Raw genomic sequence first — 22,495 nt, 5'->3', positions numbered from 1 at the left:
TCTTTAATTTACTAATTTTTCTTTAAGGATTTTTAAATTAATGATATTTTAGAAAGTAAATCTGCTATTAAATCTTCTGTAACAGTTACACTTGATAAATTATTAATTTAGAATAATTAAATATAAATAATAAACATCTAATAATTAAGGCTTAATTATTTGCTATTTATGCATATTATTTATTAACAATAAACATAATAATATGGAAATACACTATAAGGAGTGATTAAAATGTCAAATTTAACACAATTAGAATTGCAAAATTTAAGACATCTAATAGGAGCTCATGGTACAATTGCAAATAAATTAGATGATTTTGCAAAACAATGTACAGATCCTGCAATATGTAATATGCTTCAACAAGATGCTAATGCAGCAAGAACTAGTAAAGATAAATTAATTACATTCTTAAAATAGGAGGATTTAAAAATGAAAGAAAAAGATATAATGAACGATTACCTAAGTATGATTAATAGTAGCTTAACAGGATATGCTAGCATAATAGCTCAAACCGATAATCAAGAATTACGACAAACTATACAGCAAATGAGAAATGAAGATGAAATTCGCCAATATAAAGTATATCAAACAGCAAAAGAAAAAGGATATTATAAACCTGCACAACCAGCTAACCAAACTGAGATAAATACAGTTAAATCAGAATTAACTGCCAATCAATAAAATTCTTACTAATGCTATGATATTTCTAACATTACTAAAATATAAAAAAAGAGTAAGTTTTAAAATGGAACCTATAAGATAGACACTTATAAAAGAGAGTCTATTCATATAGGTTCTTTTTTTGTACAATAAATTTATGAGGTGAATTAGTTGTGAGTAAAATAAGATTCTCAAAAAATGAAATAGATAAATTATCAAAAAATAAATATGTTCTTAAGGTAAGTGATAAAGCAATAACATATACTAATGAATTTAAGATACATTTTATAGCTGAATACAGTAAAGGTAAAACTTCAAAGGTTATTTTTGAGGAAGCTGGATTTGATGTTGATGTTCTTGGAGTACGACGTATAGACTGCGCAGGCACTAGATGGAGGAAGGCATATAAAGAGAATGGTGTGCTAGGCTTAGATGACACTAGAAGAAACAATAGTGGTCGTCCGCGTCAGCGTAAAATCACCAAAGATGAAATAATAGCGAAACAAAATGCTGAAATTGAGTATTTAATGGCCGAGGTAGAATTACTAAAAAAATTAGAGCTGCACGAAAGGCAGGTGAAAAAAGGTAAATTAGTAGCAGCACAAGCATTTATGCTAATAAAATCTATAGTTAATAAACTACATTTAAATAATGTAATTAAACAGCTATGTAATGTAGCTGGAGTTTCACGTTCCGGTTATTATAATTATTTGAAATCTAAAAAACTTGGACAATCTATGTCCAGACGCAGAAATTGCTGGGATAATGCACCACAGGAATCATTTTTTGGACATATGAAAGATGAAATTAACTATAAATCTTGCTCGAGTTTAGAAGAATTACAATTAATGATAGATGATTATATTGATTATTATAACAATGAGCGTTGTCAGTGGAACTTAAAAAAGCTGACTCCTGTAAAATACAGAAATCAGCTTTTAGCTTCTTAACTCTCTTTTCTTAAATGTCCTTGACATAGGTACCACTTTATTTAAAACTTACTCTTTTTATTAATATTAGTTTTCTAATTCTATATTACTATAATGAACCTCTACTAGTGTTATACTTAAAATTCAGTCTAATAATAAAAACATAAGCTATTTATTTTCATTAATACAAGTTTTTGACTCGTTATAAGAACATGTTAATTGTTCATCAGGTGTATTATATGGTTTAATCCATCCCTTAGTAACGCTTAATTCTGTAAGTGCTGTATGACCTTCAACCATTTGGCCTAACGATGCTGAATATATAGCCCTTAATTCAGGAGTACTACTTGTTAATGTAGAATTAAGATACATATCTGATGCCTCTTTTCCAGAAGAAAGCATACTTAATGCTATAAATTCATCATTTATATCAATGTTATTTTTAATCATATTTCCAATCATATTTTTCATATATTAGTCCTCCTTAGAAACTTATACATTATTATCTTCTATAAATTTTTGTATTCCTTTAATTCTTCCTTCTGTTGCTAATATACTTGCTTCTGATTGTCTTTTTAAATCTTCATCTGATATTAAAGAACCTATAGCTTTTTGCATAATTAACGCATTCTTTTCCATCTTTAATATAGCTGATAAAGATAGATTTTCAGCTTCTGAAAGTTTTTTCATTTAATAACCACCTCCTATATAATTTTTATTTCAAAAATTATAATTCCCTTTAATTAAAGTATTATTCTACTTATTTATAATAAAAATACTTAAATAAACTTAATTAAAAGTATATTTCTTTAAAAATCACATATTTCCTAAACCATACATCAATATTCTATCTATTTATAAATTAAAATTCTTATAAAATAATAGAATTTAATATAAATTATAAAAACAGGACCTAAGTCCTGTTTTTTTATTTCACACATCTAGAACATGGTCTAAGACCTCTATTTTTTGCATCCTCTAATAAAATTTTAATAGGATTTTTCATTTTACTACAGTTATTATTAGAATGATATACTTTAGATTTATTATTTGCAATCCATACGCTATTATCTGAAGTTTCCTTTTCTATACTTGAAGAAGTATCATCTTCATTAGTAAAATTTATTGTACTACCGTTACTCACTGCAATTATAGTTCCACTTATATCTGTTCTAAATACTTGAATATTTTTTTCATTTAGCTTTTTAATAGTCTCTTCGTGTGGATGACCATAATCATTTCCTTTTCCAGCTGAAACAATAGCATATTTAGGATTAACAGCGTTTAGAAAACCTTTACTTGTCGAAGTTCTACTTCCATGATGTCCTAATTTTAAAACATCTGCGCTAATATCTAATTGCTTTTGTAATATTTCACCTTCACTTAAAGATTCTGCATCACCTGTAAATATAAATGATGTGTTCCCATACTTTAATTTTGTAACAATAGAATAATTATTTACCTTTCTATATTTAGGGCTATTAGGTGCTAAAAATTCTAAAGTAACATTACCTATATTCAAAGTATCTCCTACTTTAGGAACTTTAATTTTAACATTTTTATTATTAAGTGCAGTTACCATTCTTTCAAATACTCTAGTTGTTGCTGTTACTTTTGGAGCATAAAAAGTTCCTATATCAAAATTATCTATTATTGTTGCCATACCCCCTATATGATCTGAATGTGGGTGAGTAGCTATAACATAATCTAGCTTAGTTATTCCAAGATTTTTTAAGTAATTATAAGCTAAATCATCATTATTACCTGCATCTATCAGTATATTTTTACCCGATATTTGAATTAATTCTGAATCCCCTTGTCCAACATCAATATAATTTACTATAACATTCTCTTGAATCTGCGCATTTGCATTTAATGGCACACCAAACAGAGAAATCATAATAATTAGAAATAGACTTAATAAATTTCTTACTTTATTCATATTATCAACTCCTAAATAATTAAATTTTATACTTATTTTAGCACATATTTACATATAAGTTTTTTTTATGAATAATCGTACTATAAAACTAATAAGTAACTTTTACCTTTTATAATATCAATAATCCTAATATATAAGATATTAGAATTAAAATTTAAAATTATTTCACAATTTAATATTTATATTTTTTTATTTTAAAAGAAAAAGGTACGAGATTTTACTCGCACCTTAATTACTAAACTCAACTAATTGTAATTTATCTACATTTTTAATTGTAAAAGTATTATATTGATTAATAGTATTATTTAAAGCTTCTACTGCAAATACAAAGTTCATATTTTCACTAATTTCTACATAATAAATAATATCATAATTTTTTTCTGCAATCTTATTTATATTTAAAGAGTAAATAGTATATCCTGTATTTAAAAAAACTATTTTAAAAGCTTCTTCAAACATATTAGGATCAAAATCATCTGTTGTATTAATATTAGCTTTTATTTTTAACGCCTTCATAATACATCTCCTTAAAAAATTAATAGTTTTTGTATCCTCTATCCCATCTTGAAATAGTACACTTATCTACAAATCCTGCCCATTTATATAATTTTTGCGCTGAAATATTATCTTCATCAACCCTTATATAAAGCTTATTAAATCCTTTTGATTTAGATGAAACTATTAAATCATGTAATAGCAATTTTCCTATTCCAAAACCTCTGAATTCATTTATTATTCCAAAATTAACTACAGTGTACATGTTTCTATTATAAATAACCTGTCCATACCCAACAAATTTATCATTTATCATACCAAATAATGATAAATCTTTAAGATAATATTCTTGACTTATATCACTATAAATATCTTCAATTTTCAATGGCTCTCTATTCCACGTTGAAAAAATGTTATTTTGAATCTTACAACGTAAGGCTTCATCCTTTCCTATGATAAACTTCTTATTATTATATTTTGAACTTATATAGTTAGTATTAAAAATGGAGTTATAAATCTTATTCACATAACTATTCTCTAATTGAAGTTTTAACTTTATCTCATTTATGTCTTTATATCTATTATATTTATTTAAATTAAGCTCCATTAAAATTGTAGGTCTTATTCTTTTAAACCCTAATTTTGTTAATATCTTAGTATTTCTAGGATTATCAATAGCTTCATATGATAAAATACTAGTATTAAAAGCTTTTAAAGTATTTTCATCAATAAAACCCATATAATCATTTTCAATGTATAAAGACCAAATTCTTATGGTTGACTCTAATGGTGTATCATACCAAATGTATCCAATTACTTCATCATTATATCTTATTAATTTAAGAAATTTTCTGAACAGAAATTTAATAACGAAATTTTGATTATTATATAAACTAAAAAAATCTTTATCATAATTTTCGTTTAAAAAATTTCTATCATATAATTTTTTAAATATATCCATAGTGTTAGATGTTAATTTTTCTAATGTTATCATATATATCCCCTCTTAAACCTTCTAAGAATAGTATAAATCTTCCAATTATTCATAGTCAAGAGTATTATAGTTGCTAATAGAAATAGTTATTTTAATAAAATAAAAAAAGAAGACACATTTTATTTATATGCATCTTCCTCTAAAAAGTTTCTATTTACTATTCTGTATCTTTAATACTTAAAGCTATTTTTCTATTTTCTTCATCTACTGAAAGTATTTTAGCTTTTACTTCTTCTCCTATAGTTAAAACATCCTTTGGATGATTTACTCTATCATGAGTTATTTTTGATATATGAACTAAACCATCAACTCCTGGCTCCAACTCAACAAAAGCACCAAAATCATTTAATCTAACAACTTTTCCTAAAACTATATATCCTTCTGGATACTTTTCACTTACATTTGACCATGGTTCTGGAGTTAATTCTTTAATACTTAAAGATAATTTATTTTCTTCTCTATTCATATCTATTATTTTTACATCAACAAATTGACCTTTTTTAAGAACATCTTCTGCTGATTTTATATGACTCCATGAAATTTGTGAAAGATGAATTAATCCATCCACTCCATTTATATCAGCAAACGCTCCAAAATTAGTAAATCTCTTAATTTCAGCTTTTACAACATCTCCAATTGATAAATTATCCCACACAGCTGCTTCTTTTATTGCCTTTTCCGCTTCTAAAATTACTCTTCTTGATCCAACTATTTTAGAAGTATTTTCTTTAGAAAAATCTATTAATTGAATTTCTAAATCTTTTCCTATATATACTTCTTTATCTTTGGTAAATTTTATATCTATTTGTGATGAAGGAATAAATATTCTAACGCCTTTATAATAACCTACTAAACCTTTTTCCTTAGCTTCTTTTATTTTTACTGTTATATTTTCTTTATCTTCAAATATTTTTTCTAGTTCTTTAATAGTAGAAATCTTTTCATATTCTAATCTTGAAAGAACAACATTTTTATCTTCATTTTGTAGTTTTATAACCTTAGCAGTTATGTTATCTCCAACTTTTAATTTTTTTACTGCTTCTTCAATATCTTCAAGTGCAGTTAACTCTTTAAATGGAATTACTCCATCTGATTTATATCCAACTAAAGATACAACTATCTCATCTCTTGTTATAGATAAGATTTCTCCAGTAACTTCATCTCCTATACGAAATCTTCTATCTAATTCATTCATTAATGTTAATTGATCATCCATGTTAACTTTTCCCTCCATAATATCTATAATTTCTTTAATTATCCAATCTGGTGTTGATGCTCCAGCAGTAATTCCTATTGTTTTTAAATTGTCATTTTTAATAAAATCATCTTTTAATTCTTTTGCATTCTCTATATGAATAGTATTTTTACAATTTTCTTTAGAAATTTGATAAAGCTTTGTTGTATTAGAACTATTTTTCCCTCCAATTACAATCATAGCATCTACATTTTTTGAAAGTTCATTTGCACTTTTTTGTCTTACCTCAGTTGCTGAACAAATAGTATTGAAAGATAATAATTCCTTACATTGTTTAGATAAATTATTTAAAGTTTTGCTCCAGTTTTCTTCTTTTTCTGTAGTTTGAGAAACAGCACATATTTTATTAGGTAATTTATTTTCGAAATCTCCATTGCTAGTAATAACTGCTTTATTATCGCACCAACCGTTAATTCCTATTACTTCTGGATGTTTTTCATCACCTAAAATAACAATACTATATCCATTTTTAGAATACTTATCAACCTTTTTATGTATATTAGTAACATATGGACAAGTCGCATTAACAACTTTTAAACCCTTGTTTTCTAATACTTCTATTATTGATTTGGGTACACCATGAGATCTTATAACAACTACATCTTCTTCTTTTAAATTATCAATATTTTCAAAATCAATTGCATATATATCATTATCTTCTAAATAATTTACCACATCATTGTTATGTATAAGTGGCCCTAGTGTATATATTTTTTTATTATATAGTTTTTTTATTTTTAATGCTTCCTCTACGGCCCTTTGTACTCCAAAGCAAAAACCTGCATTTTCAGCTAAAATTACTTTTCTCATCTTTTCTCCTAAGTCAAAATCATATATATTATTTATATTATTATAATGCTCTTTTAAGAATACCTTTATTAATTAATATTAAAATTACTTTATATAAGAATTAATTTTTTCTGTAACTTCTTCTATAGTTAAACCCGTTGTATCTATTTCTATTGCATCATCAGCTTTTCTTAAAGGATCCACCTCTCTATGAGTATCTAAATAATCTCGTTTTATTATATCATTTAATATTTCATTGTAATTAACTACTAAACCTCTGTCTTTTAACTCTTTATATCTTCTGTCAGCTCTTTCCTCTGGGGTTGCTGTTAAGAAAAATTTGTATGGAGCCTCTTTTAAAACCACTGTTCCAATATCTCTTCCATCCATAATAACATCGAATTTTTCTGACATTTTTCTTTGAAGACTCACTAATTTATGTCTTACTTCTTGAATAGATGCATATGCTGATACCACTGAACTTATTTCTGGCATTGTTATTTTACTTTGAATATTTTCTCCATTTAATATTAAATCATCATTTTCAAACTTCATTTCCATAGAATCTATAATATTACATATTTCTTCTACGTTATTTATATCCAAATTATTCTCCTTTGCCTTTAACGCTACTGCTCTATACATGGCTCCAGTATTTATATACATTAAATCAAGATTTTTTCCAACAAGTTTTGCAATTGTACTTTTTCCTGCACCAGCTGGTCCATCTATTGCTACTGAAATTTTCAAAATTTTTACCGCCTTTCTCATTTAACTAAAAATGTCTCTTTATAAATTATATTATTTAAAAGTTTCTTTCTCAAGTTAAATTTTATATCTATAATTAATTTATAAATTAGTACCTGCTACAAATCCTGTTGCTAAGGCAATCTGAACGTTATATCCACCAGTAAAAGCATCTACATCTATTACTTCTCCAGCAAAAGATAAATTTTTTATTATTTTAGACTTCATAGTGGATGGATCTATTTCCTTTGTATCAACTCCTCCTGCTGTAACTATAGCTTCAGTAATTGGTCTTAATCCCTTAACTTCCATATTAAATCCTTTTAATAAATTAACTAAAGCTTTTCTTTCTTCCTTAGTTATTTCATTAACCTTTTTGTTTTCTGGGATTTTAGAAAGTGTAATAATTAATGGAATTAATTTTTTAGGAAGTAACTCATCCAATGAATTTTTAAAATCTTTATTTATAAATTTCTTAAAGTCTTTTTGGATTCTTTTATCTAATTCATTTTCACTTAAAGCTGGCTTTAAATCTAATTTTATATTAAACTTCTTATTTTCTTTGATAAATCTTGATCCACTTAATATTAAAGGACCTGATATTCCAAAATGCGTAAATATCATTTCTCCTTGATTTTTGTAAATTGCTTTTTTCTTTCCTTCTTCAAATATTGATATTTCTATATTTTTTAAAGACAATCCCATAAGATCTTTAACCCAAATATCATTAATTTCTATTGGAACAAGGGATGGTTTTAAATCTATTATATTATGTCCAAGCTTTTTAGAAAATTTTTGTCCTTCTCCTGTGGAACCAGTTAAAGGATATGATGCTCCTCCTGTACAAATAATAAAATAATCCCCTTTAATTTTTTCTTTATTATTTATCTCCACCTCTTTAATTATATTATTTTCACTTATAATATTTGTTACTTTACTATTAAGTTTAATTTTAACATGAGCTTTAGATAATGCATTAGATAATCCTCTAATTATATCAGAAGATTTATCTGACTCAGGAAACACACGTCCGCCTCGCTCAACCTTTAATTTTATTCCCTGATCTTCAAAAAACTTAATAGTATCCTCATTTGTAAATGTATATAAAGAACTATAAAGAAAATATGGATTCCCTGGTATAAACTCAAAAAATTCAGAGATATCTTTTGAATTTGTAACATTACATCGTCCTTTTCCTGTTATAAATAGTTTTTTACCTATGCGTTCATTCCCATCTAATAAAATAACTTCATTTTCATTAGATGCAGCTATAGCAGCCATCATACCTGCTGGTCCTGCTCCAATAACTATTACTTTTTTCATGCTTTATTATCCTCCTAGGGTATTTAAATATACCTTTTAAAATAATATCATTTTAAGTTATATTATTCAATAAATAATATCTTTATTTTATTCTAAAAACTTACGCTATAAAAAAGCCTTCTAAACTACTAGATATTAAACTATATAGTAGTTTAGAAGGCCTATAAAAGATTTATATTCTTAGTCATCTCCCACATTTCTATTATTATAAGAATATACATTATATCCTTTCCAAATTTGTTCTAAATTATTAAATGTAGTTGCAATATTTTCTTTTTCTCTCATACCTACAGCAATTATTAAAGCATTTATAACTGATAATGGTGCAACTAGTGAATCAACAAATGATGCCATATTGCTTTGTGCAATTAAAGTATAATCTGCCTTTGAAGCAAGTGGAGAAAGTAAACTATCTGTTATGGCAACAACTTTAGCTCCTCTATCTTGTGAAAAACTTAATGCATCTATTGTTTTTGAAGCATATCTTGGAAAACCTATTCCAATAACTAAATCCCCTTCTCCAACATTTATCATTTGTTCAAATATATCTGATATTCCATATCCAACAGTCTTTACATTTTGTAATATTATATTTAAATAGAATCCTAAAAACTCTGCTAGTGCTGTAGAACTTCTAAGTCCTATTATATAAATTCTTTTAGCTTCAAAAATTTTATTAATAACATCTTCAAATGTATTATAATTTATCTTTTCAAGGGTAGACCTTATATTTTCCATATCAGCTTTTAATACACCTTTTAATGCATATCCTTCGCTTATATAATCATTTGATAATTCTAGTCTTTGAACTGTTGTAAGCTTATTCTTTATTAGTTCCTGGAGAGCTTTTTGTAACTTAGGATATCCTGTAAATCCAAGCTCATTTGCGAATCTAACAACTGTTGATTCAGATACACCAACCGAAGTTCCAAGCTTAGCAGCTGTCATAAAAGCAGCTTTATCATAATTTTTTAATATATATTCAGCTATAAGTTTTTGTCCCTTACTTAATCTTGAAAATCTTAATTGTATTAATCTCATTAAATCCTTTGAGCTATCATTTAGATTTTTATCCATACTATCCCTTCTTTTCTCTAGTATTTAATTAGTATTATTTTAACATCTTATGAATAGTGTATCAACATATATTTCATATTATAATAAATAACACTATTATACTTACTTATAAATACTTTTAGTATAATTATATAACAACTTATTTTTTTTCAATAACTATAAGGGATGGAGCAGTTTTATTCCTATTTAAATAACTATGACTCATTACTCCAAATTTATTTTTAGGCAAAGTTTTTATATACTCTAAAATGCAAGATTCCTCTTTTTTACCTTCATCATGTCCTTTATATATACATATAGTCATGATTCCCCCAGGGTTTAAAATTTCTAACCCTTGTTTAATACTCTTAATAGAAGTTTCATGTAAGGTTGTTATCTCTTTATTTCCCCCTGGAAGAAATCCTAAATTGTACATTATGCAATCTACATTATCATTTATATATTCTATGAATTTATCATGGGAATCATTTATTACCTCTACATTATTTAAAGCCTTTTTATTATATAACTCACAAGGATCTTTTTGTATTTCAAAAGAATATACTTTATTAAAAATTTCAGATAAAAAATCTGTATCATGACCATTACCTAATGTGGCATCTATAGCAATGTTTTTTCTTTCTAAAAAATCTTTTATTATATAATGTGATAAATCACTTATATTTGCAACATATCTAAACATCTATTTCCCCCTATAAAGAATTAATATATGATAACTCTTCATTTGTAATATTTCTCCATTCTCCTTTTTTCAAATATCCTAGCTTTATATTGCCAACAGCAATTCTTTTTAATGATATTACTGGATGATTTAAAGCTGCACACATTCTTCTTATTTGTCTATTCTTTCCTTCATGTATAGCTATTTCTACTATTGAAACTTTTCCTTCTTTAACATTTTCAATTGATATAACTCTAATATCTGCTGGCGCAGTAATATAGTCTCCAATATCTATTCCTTTTTTAAACTTATTTAATTCATTTTTATTAAACTCACCTTTACAAGTAACAATATATGTTTTTTTTATTTTTACTCTAGGATGAATAATCTTATTATAAATATCTCCATCATTTGTTAAAAGCAATAATCCAGAACTATCATAATCTAATCTTCCAATAGGAAATATTCTTTCTTTTACATTTACTAAATCTAATATTGTTTTTCTTCCTTTTTCATCTTTAAGAGATGTTATATATCCTTCTGGTTTATTAAGCATTATGTAAAGTTTGTTTTCTTCTTTCTTTATAATCCTATTATTATATTCAACAATATCTACATTTTCAATAACTTTAGTTCCTAATTCATTTACTATTATTCCATTAACTTTTACTTTACCTTGTAAAATAAGCTCTTCACATTTTCTTCTTGAAGCAACTCCACAATTAGCCATATATTTTTGTAATCTTTCTTCCATTAATATCACTCCATAATATTATTCTACGTATTTATAGTACTATTACAACTAACTTAATGCAATATAAAGAAAATAATAATAAATTTTTATGAATCTATATATATATTGTTAATAATTACGCTCTATTTTATAGTTTTTTTATGTTTAATTAAAAAAAATATTTTTTAAGAATTAAAGAGTAAATGAAAGTATTTATGAGCATAAGTAAGATTAATCCTGTAAATCTTAATATTAAGATTACGAATATTTTCCGATAAATAGTATAACATATCTATATATGGTATTTTCTGTAGAATATTGAAAAGATAAATTCTATTTGATATACTCAATAAAAAAAGATATTAAAAAGGAGTTATTATGGGAAATTTATTATTTGGTATTTCTGGGCTACCAATTGGTGAAGATGATAAATTCACATATCCAACTGGTATAGAATATTTACATAGTATAGGACTAGATGCAATGGAGTTACCATTTGTTAGATCCGTTAATGTAACCCCTAAGAATAGACCTTCTATACTTGAGGCAAAAGAAAAATTTGATTTCTATTTATCCGCTCACGGATCCTATTTTATTAATTTAAATGCTGAAGTAGAGGAAAAACGAAAAAAATCTATTGAAAGAATATTACAAGGATCTGAAGCACTAAGATCCATTGGTGGAAAAAGCTTAGTCTTTCATCCAGGATTCTATTTAAAGTCATCTAAAGAAGAGGCATTAGAAGAAATAAAGAAAAATATCCTTACTTTACCAAACAATATAGATTATAGATTGGAAACTACTGGAAAACCAACTCAATTTGGAGATATTGACGAACTTATAAATATATGTAGTGAAATTCCTTATTGTAAATTATGTATAGACTTTTCTCATATTCACGCAAGAGAAAATGGAAAGTTAAAAGAATATAGTGATTTTGCTAGAATACTAGATAAAGTAGGAGAAGGTCTTGGGAAAGATACTTTATCAGATTTACATATTCATTTATCTGGTATTGAATATTCTCCAAAGGGAGAAAAGTATAATTTACCTTTTGAAGAGAGTGATTTTAATTATAAAGATTGTTTAAAAGCTTTAATAAATTATAATATAAAAGGATGCCTTATTTGTGAAAGCCCTATTCTTGAGCATGATGCCCTTTTATTAAAAAATACTTATGAAAGTATGTAGTTTTTACTTCTAAAATTTATATATAAATAAAAACTAGAATTTATACTATTAAAATTCTAGTTTTTATTTGTTTTTATGAGTTTACCATATCTCCACCATTTACATGTATAGTTTCACCTGTTATATAAGAGGATCCATTGCTAGCTAAAAACACATAACTTTCTGCTAATTCCACTGGTTGGCCAGCTCTTTTCATAGCAGTATTTTCTCCAAATGTAGATACTCTATTATTATCAAATGAAGAAGGAATTAATGGTGTCCAAATTGGTCCTGGAGCTACTGCGTTTACTCTTATACCATTAGTGGCTAAATTTTTTGCTAATGATCTAGTAAATGATGTAAGTGCCCCTTTACTTGATGAATAATCTATTAGAGTCTCGTTTCCTTGATATGCAGTTACGGATGTAGTATTTATTATTGAATCACCTTGTTTTAAATGAGGAATAACTGCCTTGCTTAAATAAAATGCTCCAAAAAAGTTAGTTTTAAATGTTCTTTCTAATTGCTTTGCTGTAATATCCTCTATAGAATTAGCTGTATGTTGCTCTCCTGAATTATTTACCAAAATATTTATTGTTTTAAAATTTTGTATTACTTCATCTACAACTTTTTTACAAAAACTTTCTTCACCAATATCACCTGATATTAAAATACACTTACCACCATTTTCTTCTATTAAACTTTTAGTTTTCTTTGCGTCATCATGCTCATTTAAATAAACTATAGCAACTTTAGCCCCTTCTTTAGCATAAGCTAAGGCTACTGCTTTTCCTATACCACTATCGCCACCTGTGATAATAGCTACTTTATCTTTGAGTCTTCCTGATGGATATGTATAATTTAAAAGAGTATAAATTGGAGCAGGATTCATTAAACTTTCTTCTCCTGGCTGTTTATCTTGATGCTGACCTGGTATTTTTATTTTTAAAATTTTTTCAAATGACATTCTACTCACTCCTATATTTAAGATTTTTATTAACCTTTTCTAAATAATCTTTTTGTGAAACAATATTTTTTTCAAATTCTTCTATAGCTCCTTTTGTAAAATTTCCAACTGTTTTCATGTTTTCTAGTTTATTATTCCCTTTCATTTATATCACCTTTTTTCTCTAATTATATTCATTTATTATTCTTCCTTAAGCTATTAATTTTATTATATAAACATAAAATATTTTTAGAATTTTCTAAATTTACTATTAAATAATGATATAATATATTTATACTTAATTTACTATAACTGAGGTGAAATTTATGCATTTAGAAAAAATTCAATTAGCCAGAGAAACAATAAAAGATGTTGTAATTAAAACTCCACTATTGTATAGTAGTTTTTTTTCTAACATAAGTGGAAATGATATTTATATGAAATGTGAAAATTTACAAGTTACTGGTGCCTATAAAATAAGAGGTGCTATGAACAAAATACGTTCTTTATCTGATATTGAGAAAAGTAAAGGGGTTGTATGTTCATCAGCTGGTAATCATGCCCAAGGAGTTGCTTATGGAGCTTCTTTATGTAATGTTAAATCTACAATAGTAATGCCTAAAACTACACCATTTTTAAAAGTAAAATCAACTAAAGAATTTGGTGGAAATGTAGTTTTGTATGGAAATTGTTATGATGACGCTTTTAATGAAGCTAAAAGAATAGAAGAGGAAAAACATGCTACATTTTTACATCCTTTTAATGATTTTACTGTAATTTACGGACAGGGAACTATTGCTTTAGAAATATTTGAAGATTTAAGTAATGTAGACGTTATAGTATGCCCTATTGGTGGTGGAGGATTAATAAGTGGAATAGCCCTTGCAGCTAAAAAAATTAATCCTAATATAAAAATAATAGGAGTTCAAGCTAAGGGAGCTAATGCTATGGAAAAAAGTTTTAAAACTAACAAACTTGTAAAACTTGACTCCATAAGTACAATAGCTGATGGAATTGCAGTTAAAAACCCAGGAACTATTACCTTTAGTATAATTCAAAATTATGTTGATGATATAGTTACTGTAACTGATAATGAAATAGTTGAGGCTTTTTTAATACTCAGTGAAAAACACAAGCTCCTAGTTGAGGCATCAGGTGCAGTGTCTTTAGCTGCACTAAAAAAATTGAATTTTAAGAATAAGAAAATAGTATCTATAATTAGTGGAGGAAATATCGATATTCTTACTATTTCTTCTCTAATAAATAATGGATTAGTAGAAAGAGGACGATTGTTTTGCTTTGCAGTTGAACTACCAGATATACCAGGTCAACTTTTAGAAATATCTAGACTGTTATCAGAAACTGGTGCTAATGTAGTTAAACTTGAGCATAATCAATTTAAAGCAAATAATAGATTAAGAAATGTTTTATTAGAAGTAACCGTTGAAACTAATGGATTTGATCATATAAATTTAGTAAAAGATACGTTTAAAAATTACGGGTATAATATAATTCAATTATATTGATAAAAATAAAATAGCCATAAGGCTGAGGGAATAGATAATTCTGTGTAATTATCATTTTTATTATTTTAATATTACTGGAAATTTTCATTTCCAGTAATATTTTTTTATATTTAAGAAATACTAATAATGTTTCTTATTACCTTTTTTAGTATTTCAAAAAAATCTAATAGTATGCATATAATTTATAAAAAGTACAAGCTTTTAAGCTAATTCATCTTTTAATTGATCTTCAAATATTATTGATAGCTCTGCTAACGTAGCACCCCAATTATGTATAGGCTGAGTCCATTTTTCTAGTATCTCCATCGTTGCTAAGTAAACACACTTATTTAAAGATTCATCAGTTGGGAATATGACTCTAACTTTAGTGAATTTACGTATTTGACGATTAAAACCTTCTAAGATATTTGTAGTATAAATCATCTTTCTTATAGTTGGAGAGAAGTCGAAAAATGTTGAAAGGTTACTCCAATTATTATACCAGGAATCTATTACTATTCCATATTTATCTCCCCATCTCTCCTTTAAATTATCTAGCTGTGCTAACGCAAGTTCCTCTGTTGTAGCCTTATAAACCTCCTTCAAATCTTTCATAAATGCTTTTTTATCTTTTGAAGCTATGTATTTTATTGAATTTCTTATTTGATGAACAATACATGTTTGAATATTTACTGATGGAAATACTGTTTTTATAGCTTGTGGAAGCCCTTTTAATCCATCCATACAAGCAATTAAAATTTCTTTTACACCTCTATTTTTTAAATCATTGCAAATTCCTAACCAGAATTTAGCACCTTCAGCTTCATCAACCCATATACCTAAAATATCTTTATATCCTTCCATAGTGTATCCTAAGCATATATAGACAGCCTTGTTAACTATCTTTCCATTACTTCTAACTTTAAAGTACATAGCATCTAAATAAACTATTGGATATATTTTATCTAATGCTCTATTTTGCCATTCGGCGGCGCTAGCAAGCACTTTATCAGTTATTTTAGATACCATCGATGGTGATATAGTTATTCCATATAAGTCTTCAATTTCAGCCTGAATATCAGATGTTGACATACCTTTAGCATATAAAGATATAATCTTTTTATCTAACTCAGTACACACAGTTTCATATTTTTTTATAATTTGTGGCTCAAATTCAGCATTTCTATCACGGGGTACGTCTAGGTCGACGTCACCGAAGGAACTTCTTAAATTTTTGCGACTATAACCATTCCTGTAGTTCTTCTTAGTTTGATCAACTGCTTCTACACGTTCATATTTATTTCTTCCTAGATGTTCTTCCATTTCACCTTCTAATATATTTTCAAGAACATCTTTAACTAATCTTTGTATTAATCCGTTTTTACCCATCACATCATCGATTGTTTTACATCTTTTAATTTCCTCGTTGTAATCAAAGTTGGTATCAATTTTTCTTGTCATAATAATTCCTCCTAATTTATATAGTATATTATTCCAAAACTTCCAACTGTTAATACAAAAAAAACAGTAGATAGTTTTGTTTTTACACAAAACTATCTACTGTCTCATAAGGCTATTTTATTTTTATCCAGCAAGGCAATTTTATATTACATTTTTTAGATAGATAAACTATAAATTCGTTAAGTATTATATCAATATTATTTAAATCCCTATCTGATAGTTTTACACCTAAAGTAGTTATAATAATATTATTTTCTATGTAAGACTCTTTAAATTCCATATTTGAATTTATAAATTCATCATATAAATTAACTAAATTATAAATACTATTAGTTATATCCTTATACTCTTCATCTAAATCAACTTTTCTACTAGTTAATTTTAAATAAAATCTTATTTTAGACTTTAAAGTAAAATTAATAGTTTCATCCCATATATCTTTAAAATATGAATTTCCTATACTATTAATATATGTTTCTACACATTTTAATCCCATTATTAAACTTAATAATTTTTCATTATATAAATTATCTATATTTTTTAAAAGCTCTTTATCTGATTTTGATACTTCTTCAATATATTTAGCTTTCTTCAAATGCTCTAAAGATTTTTTATAAAAAAAACCGGAAAAGTTATGGTTACTTTTAAATATTCCATCTTTTAATGTAAAATTTTCATATGAGGATATTAAAGGTGGCTCTTCTTTAATTACTTTATTAATATTATGCTCATTATTTTCATCTATTCTTGATAACCTTGCTAAATGAGCGTCATATAAAGTTTTTGCTAAACTTCTCTTTACTACATTACACCACTCTAAATATTCTTCAGTTTTATCTCTTATTTCTTTTTCATCAACTTCCTCTGACCTTATTAATAAATTAACTAAATAATCATGCTTTTCTTGTAGTGAAAAGATTTCATTAACATAATTAAAATTAAATGTTTCTTCACAGTACCTTATTGAGTCTAAAACTTTCCACTGATATATATTTTCATTATCTAATACTTGATAATAGGAATTCAATATATTTTCTGGAGACTCAATATATCCTTCCTTTTCTTTAAAAGCTACATAATATTTAGATACTAAACCATTTGCTATTATTTCATCATACTCTTTTAAAAGCAAGTCTCTATTTTCTATATTTCTTTTATCTCCAATATATCTTTTATAAAACACTTTCTCTTTAATATTATGAAATATTTTATAATTTGAAATTACTGACTTTTTATAAATAGCTGCTTCTGCTAATTCATCTTCATCTAATTTTGAATAGTCTAATTTCCATAGATTATCTTCTTTTTCTAAAGTTATTTCTCTAGGATTAAAATATTGAATAGCTATTGATTCTACCCACCATTTAGGTAAATTTGTTTGATTAGCCACATTATCTATAATTGTTGAATTTTTCAAATTAAACCTCTCCTAAATACAAATTAATATTCTACATTTAATATTAGCATTTCTAGTAAATTTTGTCGAACCTTATACATTTATAAATTAACTATGCACCCATTTTCTTTAAGCCACATTTCTTTTTCTTTATAATTAGGCATTACTCTATATACATCATTCCAAAATTCCTTAGAATGATTTTTATACTCCATATGACACATTTCATGAATAATTATATAATCAATTACATCTATAGGCATCATTGATAATCTCCAATTAAATAATAACTTATTTTCAAAAGTACAACTTGCCCATATTCTTTTCTGTTCCTTAACTTTTATTTGTTTTGGTTTAATTCTAAAATATCTTTTATAGTATTCGACTCTTTCATTAATAATTTTAAATGATTCATATCTATAAAATTTTTCTAATATACCTCTTATATTTTCAATGGAATTAATTTTTACTTCTAATAACTTCCCTAAAGATAGGATATTAGCATATTCTGTGTTAAAACTACCTTTTTTTATTACTAAATTATAATATTCTCCTAAATATAAATATCTTTCACCATTTATATATTTGTAGCTAGGAATTCTATTTTTTCTACTTTTTATTAAATTTAATTTATTTAATATCCATTTTCCTTTTGTTTCAACAATACTTAATATATATTTTTCATGAAAACTTTTAGGAGAAATAACTTTTACTTTTCCATCCATATCTATTTGTATTGATAAGGTTTTTCTATCTCTATATACAATAACAAATTCTATCAATTCATCTCTATAATAAAACTTCACTATACTCTATCCCTTCCTAAATTAAAATATAACACTTAGATTTTAGTAATCTAAGTGTTATATTTTAATTTACTCCAATATTTCTCATTATATTAATAATTAATTGTTCTCTTTTCTCTGAAAGATAAGGTCCATAAAAATCTATTTCATCTGCTATTCTAATATCATTTATTATTAATTCATTTATTTCTTTTAATATGTATAAATTAATATCCATTCTATATGTTTTTATTATTTGATTTTTTATTTCGTTATACTCATTAATGTTATTACTTTTTTTATATTTTCTAACTAAAGAATCTAAAGAAGTATTATATTTTTTTATTTTATATGTTATTCCTTGAATTACTTTAGATCTACTTCTTATTAAATGTTTTTCATATTGAACTTTTATTTCCATAAGGGCTTTTATAGTAAACTTTTTGTTTTCTACTTCAAATTCTATTTTTTCTTCTTTAAAAGCACTTTCAACTATATATTTTAATAATTCTTCTGAATTACTGAATTTATTTTCTAATAAATTATTTCCACCTACAATTTCTATTGCCTTTTTTAAGTGTTTAATTTTTTCTTCTAAATATTTTTCATTTAAACTCATTTTTTTCTCCTTAAGCTAAAATGCGATCTGTTAAGTTATATGAACATTGCTCTTCTCAACCCAAGGAAATACAATAGGTTTGCAAGACTAAATAATACCCCCTTCGAAAAGGAGAGAAGAACAATGAGCAAAACTAATATAAAATGCCCACGCTGTAATTCTGATAAACTATATAAGTTTGGTATGAATAAGCAGGCTAAACAAAAGTATCAATGTAAGCAGTGTAAGCGCCAATTCGTCCTAGGCGACGGTGACGGACGTCCTAAACTAAATAATCCTAAATGTCCTAGATGCGGTAAGGGAACTTACTTACATCATGCATATAAACATTACAATCGCTATAAGTGCAATAACAAGAAGTGTAATCACATAATAGTAAAACATCACACCACCAATATTGATACAGCTTCTAGTGAATTAGTTAGTGGTTCCCTTTCAATGAAAGGAATGCGTTTTCCGCTACATGTAATACTAACTGCATTAACACTATATTTTTTAAATAATTCATCAACAAGAGCCATTTCTCAATTCTTGATGATTAACTCTGGAATTAAAGTATCTCATGTCACGATAGCCAGTTGGACTAATAAATTTGCACCTTTCTTTAAACAAAAGGCTGATAAATTTAAAGCTAGTTTAAACTTACAATCTGACGATTGGCACGCTGATGAAACAGTAGTATTTATTAATGGTGAAAGATACTACCTTTGGTTAGCTATTGATTCAGAAACTAGATTTATTTTAGCATTTCATTTAACTAAATCTAGAAGTTCTGATTCAGCATACGCATTGGTAAATGAAGCTAAAAAATTTGGTGAACCAGCTAATTTTATAACTGATAGATTACCTTCATATAATGAAGCCGTGGCTACGCTATTGCCCAATACAACTCATATTCCTGTAGCTCCAATGTCTAGTGATACAAATAATAATTTAATTGAATCATTTAATAAAACATTTAAAGCCTGGTATAAAACCAAGAAAGGATTCAACTCTTTTCAAAAAGCTAATAACCTTATATATTTATTTATCTTTCACTATAACTTTATTAGACCACATGGATCATTAAATAACTGTACTCCAGCAGAAGTTGCCGGCTTCGCCAGCGATAGCTTTTCTAAAAACTCTTGGTTTTCAGCATCTTAATTAAATTTAATACCTTTGATTAACCTGCAAAAAATCAATGCTATTGTAGGCTTATTTGCCATACAATAAAACATTCAAACTTATATAATTTTCAAAGAGCAAGTAATTCTATGAAAAATCAAGCTATTTTTTCATATCAACTTAACAGATTCCTAAAATGTTTATATAATATAAATTTCTTTTACATTATATATTTTCTTTTTAATCTTGTCTATTCTATTATAGTACTTGATACTTTAATTTTTTTATTTTTATTTCATCATTTACGAGTATTTCTTATTAGAATAATAATATATTATTATTATTCTACTTTTCTTAAAATTACTAAAAAAGTGGCTTTCGCCACGCTCCCTTCGGGAATTTAATTTTAAGTACCTTAAGAAGCATAGAACCGATATCTGTTCTATGCTATATTTTTCCTATTAATTAATACTTTATTCCATATACTCCAGTATACTCTTTAGGCCTCATTACTCCTCCGCACTTTTCACATGAAAAGCATGGTGGTTCATCAACATTGCTTTGATCCATTTCATCAAAATATTCAACTACTTCTTTAGGAATATTTTCTTTAGCTCCGCAAATAGTACAAATATATAATATTTCCTCTGTTTTCATCTTACTTCCTCCAACTAAGTTGTTTTCGGAATTATTTTACCACTTAATATACGTTTAGTAATAGCATAATTTTCTATAGCCTTTTCTAATTTTTCTTCATTCTCTTCTATAATCTTAATTCTCAGCCGTTCCCTCATGGACCCATATTTAGGATATACAATATCATGAAATCTCATTTTATTACCACAGTTAGGACATTTACACGGATTTACACCACTTATTGCCAGTATTCTATTCTCCCAAGTTGCTATAGATCTTCTTATACTTAATATCTTTTCATCTATCATTTTTATAAAATTAAATTTTCCTTTGCTTCTTCTAGAATAAATTCCAAAGTATCTTATCATTTTAAAATTTTTCTCTGGAATATGTCTTATTATTCTTTTTATGAACTCATATACATGTACAGTTTCAACTATGACCTTATTATCTTCATGTCTAGTATATTTATAAGTCACATTTTCACCATCATATTTAAGAATCCTTGATTCCGCTATCGCAGGACGTCCCACATATCTCCCTACATATTTTGCTGCTGTCTTCGCTGATTTTATCTCAGTTTTAGCATGAACATAAAAACCTTTATCTTTCTCTTTATATAGTTTATTTTTTAGTAATTTAATTTCTTTTGTATTTCCATTTATATAAGTTATTTCATCTAACAAAACCTTTTGCCATCTTTTTCTTAATGATTCATAAGATATGTGCCTTATATGCCTCCATTCTGTTATATTTCCTCTCCCTCCTTCTGTAACCATCATATGTACATGAGGATTCCACTTTAAATCTCTTCCAAATGTATGTATTACAGTTACTATACCTGGTGTGAATTCCTCCTTTCTATTTAAACTATGCATCCAACTCGTAACAGCTCTCGCTGCGCACTTCGGCAATATCTTAAGTCTTTGTCTATCCAGTCCAAAGAATTCTCTTAATTCTTTTGGTATAGTAAAAACTATATGTCTATGCCTAACATTTATTAAATTTCCCAACATATTATCAATCCAATTATCCGTATAAATCTTTCCACATGAAGTACAAAATCTACTTTTACATGTAAATCCGATTCTCTTTGTAGTATTACAATTATTACACTTCAATTCAATAAATCCATACTTTGTATCTTTACACTTTAAAACTTTTTCTACTTCCTTTTTAACATTAGGTCTAATCTTATTTTTATATAACTTTTCAAACTCTTTCCAATGGTCTTCTAATATTCTTTTTATCTTACCTTTTTTCAT

The 22,495-nt window shown here is 26.2% G+C and carries 25 protein-coding genes; 6 read left to right on the top strand and 19 right to left on the bottom strand.

Annotated features, from left to right (window positions below; translation table 11 throughout):
- Positions 1-231: 231 nt before the first annotated feature.
- From CP523_RS00120 to CP523_RS00110, 3 genes are all read left to right on the top strand, one after another.
- Positions 232-417, top strand: coding sequence for a hypothetical protein (locus tag CP523_RS00120; RefSeq protein WP_120140391.1), 186 nt, complete (start codon positions 232-234; stop codon positions 415-417).
- 12 nt (positions 418-429) lie between these two features.
- Positions 430-681, top strand: a complete 252-nt coding sequence (locus CP523_RS00115; RefSeq protein ID WP_120140390.1) for a spore coat protein — start codon at positions 430-432, stop codon at positions 679-681.
- A 152-nt stretch (positions 682-833) separates the two neighbouring features.
- Positions 834-1,610, top strand: coding sequence for an IS3 family transposase (locus tag CP523_RS00110; protein ID WP_120140389.1), 777 nt, complete (start codon positions 834-836; stop codon positions 1,608-1,610).
- A gap of 147 nt (positions 1,611-1,757) precedes the next feature.
- Here CP523_RS00110 and CP523_RS00105 read toward each other — a convergent pair whose 3' ends face one another.
- From CP523_RS00105 to CP523_RS00055, 11 genes are all read right to left on the bottom strand, one after another.
- Entirely contained in the window at positions 1,758-2,060 is a 303-nt protein-coding gene (locus tag CP523_RS00105; protein ID WP_120140388.1) for a spore coat protein, read from the bottom strand.
- A gap of 21 nt (positions 2,061-2,081) precedes the next feature.
- Positions 2,082-2,279, bottom strand: a complete 198-nt coding sequence (locus tag CP523_RS00100; RefSeq protein ID WP_066678936.1) for a hypothetical protein — start codon at positions 2,277-2,279, stop codon at positions 2,082-2,084.
- A 238-nt stretch (positions 2,280-2,517) separates the two neighbouring features.
- Positions 2,518-3,489: a ComEC/Rec2 family competence protein gene (locus CP523_RS00095; RefSeq protein WP_423243255.1), complete on the bottom strand. Its 972-nt coding sequence runs from the start codon at positions 3,487-3,489 to the stop codon at positions 2,518-2,520.
- Positions 3,490-3,759: 270 nt separating this feature from the next.
- Positions 3,760-4,047: a hypothetical protein gene (locus CP523_RS00090; protein ID WP_066678939.1), complete on the bottom strand. Its 288-nt coding sequence runs from the start codon at positions 4,045-4,047 to the stop codon at positions 3,760-3,762.
- A 19-nt stretch (positions 4,048-4,066) separates the two neighbouring features.
- Entirely contained in the window at positions 4,067-5,020 is a 954-nt protein-coding gene (locus CP523_RS00085; RefSeq protein ID WP_066678942.1) for a GNAT family N-acetyltransferase, read from the bottom strand.
- A 157-nt stretch (positions 5,021-5,177) separates the two neighbouring features.
- Complete coding sequence (locus CP523_RS00080; RefSeq protein ID WP_120140386.1) at positions 5,178-7,085, bottom strand: bifunctional 4-hydroxy-3-methylbut-2-enyl diphosphate reductase/30S ribosomal protein S1; 1,908 nt, start codon at positions 7,083-7,085, stop codon at positions 5,178-5,180.
- 84 nt (positions 7,086-7,169) lie between these two features.
- A complete protein-coding gene (gene cmk / locus CP523_RS00075) occupies positions 7,170-7,814 on the bottom strand; it encodes a (d)CMP kinase (protein ID WP_066678948.1) in 645 nt (214 codons plus the stop codon).
- 99 nt (positions 7,815-7,913) lie between these two features.
- Complete coding sequence (locus CP523_RS00070; RefSeq protein ID WP_066678949.1) at positions 7,914-9,134, bottom strand: BaiN/RdsA family NAD(P)/FAD-dependent oxidoreductase; 1,221 nt, start codon at positions 9,132-9,134, stop codon at positions 7,914-7,916.
- 180 nt (positions 9,135-9,314) lie between these two features.
- On the bottom strand, positions 9,315-10,211 hold the full coding sequence (locus CP523_RS00065; protein ID WP_066678950.1) for a MurR/RpiR family transcriptional regulator: 897 nt from the start codon (positions 10,209-10,211) through the stop codon (positions 9,315-9,317).
- A gap of 139 nt (positions 10,212-10,350) precedes the next feature.
- The gene (gene mnmM / locus CP523_RS00060) at positions 10,351-10,893 is read right to left on the bottom strand and encodes a tRNA 5-(aminomethyl)-2-thiouridylate-methyltransferase MnmM (protein ID WP_066678955.1); all 543 of its coding nucleotides are present in this window, start codon (positions 10,891-10,893) and stop codon (positions 10,351-10,353) included.
- Between the two features lie 10 nt (positions 10,894-10,903).
- Positions 10,904-11,626 (bottom strand): pseudouridine synthase, encoded by a 723-nt coding sequence (locus CP523_RS00055; protein WP_066678956.1) that lies wholly within the window; start codon positions 11,624-11,626, stop codon positions 10,904-10,906.
- Positions 11,627-11,983: 357 nt separating this feature from the next.
- Here CP523_RS00055 and CP523_RS00050 point away from each other — a divergent pair, with 357 nt between their 5' ends.
- Positions 11,984-12,796, top strand: coding sequence for a TIM barrel protein (locus CP523_RS00050; protein ID WP_120140385.1), 813 nt, complete (start codon positions 11,984-11,986; stop codon positions 12,794-12,796).
- 73 nt (positions 12,797-12,869) lie between these two features.
- Here CP523_RS00050 and CP523_RS00045 read toward each other — a convergent pair whose 3' ends face one another.
- Together CP523_RS00045 and CP523_RS15850 are read right to left on the bottom strand one after the other, a co-directional pair.
- The gene (locus CP523_RS00045; protein WP_066678958.1) at positions 12,870-13,742 is read right to left on the bottom strand and encodes an SDR family oxidoreductase; all 873 of its coding nucleotides are present in this window, start codon (positions 13,740-13,742) and stop codon (positions 12,870-12,872) included.
- A 1-nt stretch (position 13,743) separates the two neighbouring features.
- Positions 13,744-13,887 (bottom strand): hypothetical protein, encoded by a 144-nt coding sequence (locus CP523_RS15850; protein WP_162925921.1) that lies wholly within the window; start codon positions 13,885-13,887, stop codon positions 13,744-13,746.
- Positions 13,888-14,047: 160 nt separating this feature from the next.
- Here CP523_RS15850 and ilvA point away from each other — a divergent pair, with 160 nt between their 5' ends.
- The gene (ilvA, locus tag CP523_RS00040; protein WP_066678960.1) at positions 14,048-15,247 is read left to right on the top strand and encodes a threonine ammonia-lyase; all 1,200 of its coding nucleotides are present in this window, start codon (positions 14,048-14,050) and stop codon (positions 15,245-15,247) included.
- Between the two features lie 201 nt (positions 15,248-15,448).
- Here the strand turns inward: ilvA and CP523_RS00035 are convergent, their stop codons facing one another.
- The 4 genes from CP523_RS00035 to CP523_RS00020 all read right to left on the bottom strand — a co-directional run bounded on the left by CP523_RS00035 (position 15,449) and on the right by CP523_RS00020 (position 19,487).
- The gene (locus tag CP523_RS00035; RefSeq protein WP_120140384.1) at positions 15,449-16,687 is read right to left on the bottom strand and encodes an IS256 family transposase; all 1,239 of its coding nucleotides are present in this window, start codon (positions 16,685-16,687) and stop codon (positions 15,449-15,451) included.
- 112 nt (positions 16,688-16,799) lie between these two features.
- Positions 16,800-18,104, bottom strand: a complete 1,305-nt coding sequence (locus CP523_RS00030; RefSeq protein WP_120140383.1) for a hypothetical protein — start codon at positions 18,102-18,104, stop codon at positions 16,800-16,802.
- Between the two features lie 80 nt (positions 18,105-18,184).
- Positions 18,185-18,889, bottom strand: coding sequence for a M48 family metallopeptidase (locus CP523_RS00025; protein WP_120140382.1), 705 nt, complete (start codon positions 18,887-18,889; stop codon positions 18,185-18,187).
- Between the two features lie 64 nt (positions 18,890-18,953).
- A complete protein-coding gene (locus tag CP523_RS00020) occupies positions 18,954-19,487 on the bottom strand; it encodes a hypothetical protein (RefSeq protein ID WP_120140381.1) in 534 nt (177 codons plus the stop codon).
- A gap of 123 nt (positions 19,488-19,610) precedes the next feature.
- Here CP523_RS00020 and CP523_RS00015 point away from each other — a divergent pair, with 123 nt between their 5' ends.
- Positions 19,611-20,633: an IS6 family transposase gene (locus CP523_RS00015; RefSeq protein WP_120140380.1), complete on the top strand. Its 1,023-nt coding sequence runs from the start codon at positions 19,611-19,613 to the stop codon at positions 20,631-20,633.
- Between the two features lie 426 nt (positions 20,634-21,059).
- Here CP523_RS00015 and CP523_RS00010 read toward each other — a convergent pair whose 3' ends face one another.
- Entirely contained in the window at positions 21,060-21,251 is a 192-nt protein-coding gene (locus CP523_RS00010; RefSeq protein ID WP_066677279.1) for a hypothetical protein, read from the bottom strand.
- A gap of 14 nt (positions 21,252-21,265) precedes the next feature.
- Positions 21,266-22,495, bottom strand: a complete 1,230-nt coding sequence (locus CP523_RS00005) for an IS91 family transposase (protein ID WP_120140379.1) — start codon at positions 22,493-22,495, stop codon at positions 21,266-21,268.

The sequence above is a fragment of the Clostridium septicum genome (assembly GCF_003606265.1).
Lineage (GTDB): Bacteria > Bacillota > Clostridia > Clostridiales > Clostridiaceae > Clostridium > Clostridium septicum.
This window is presented reverse-complemented; position numbering and strand designations above follow the sequence as displayed.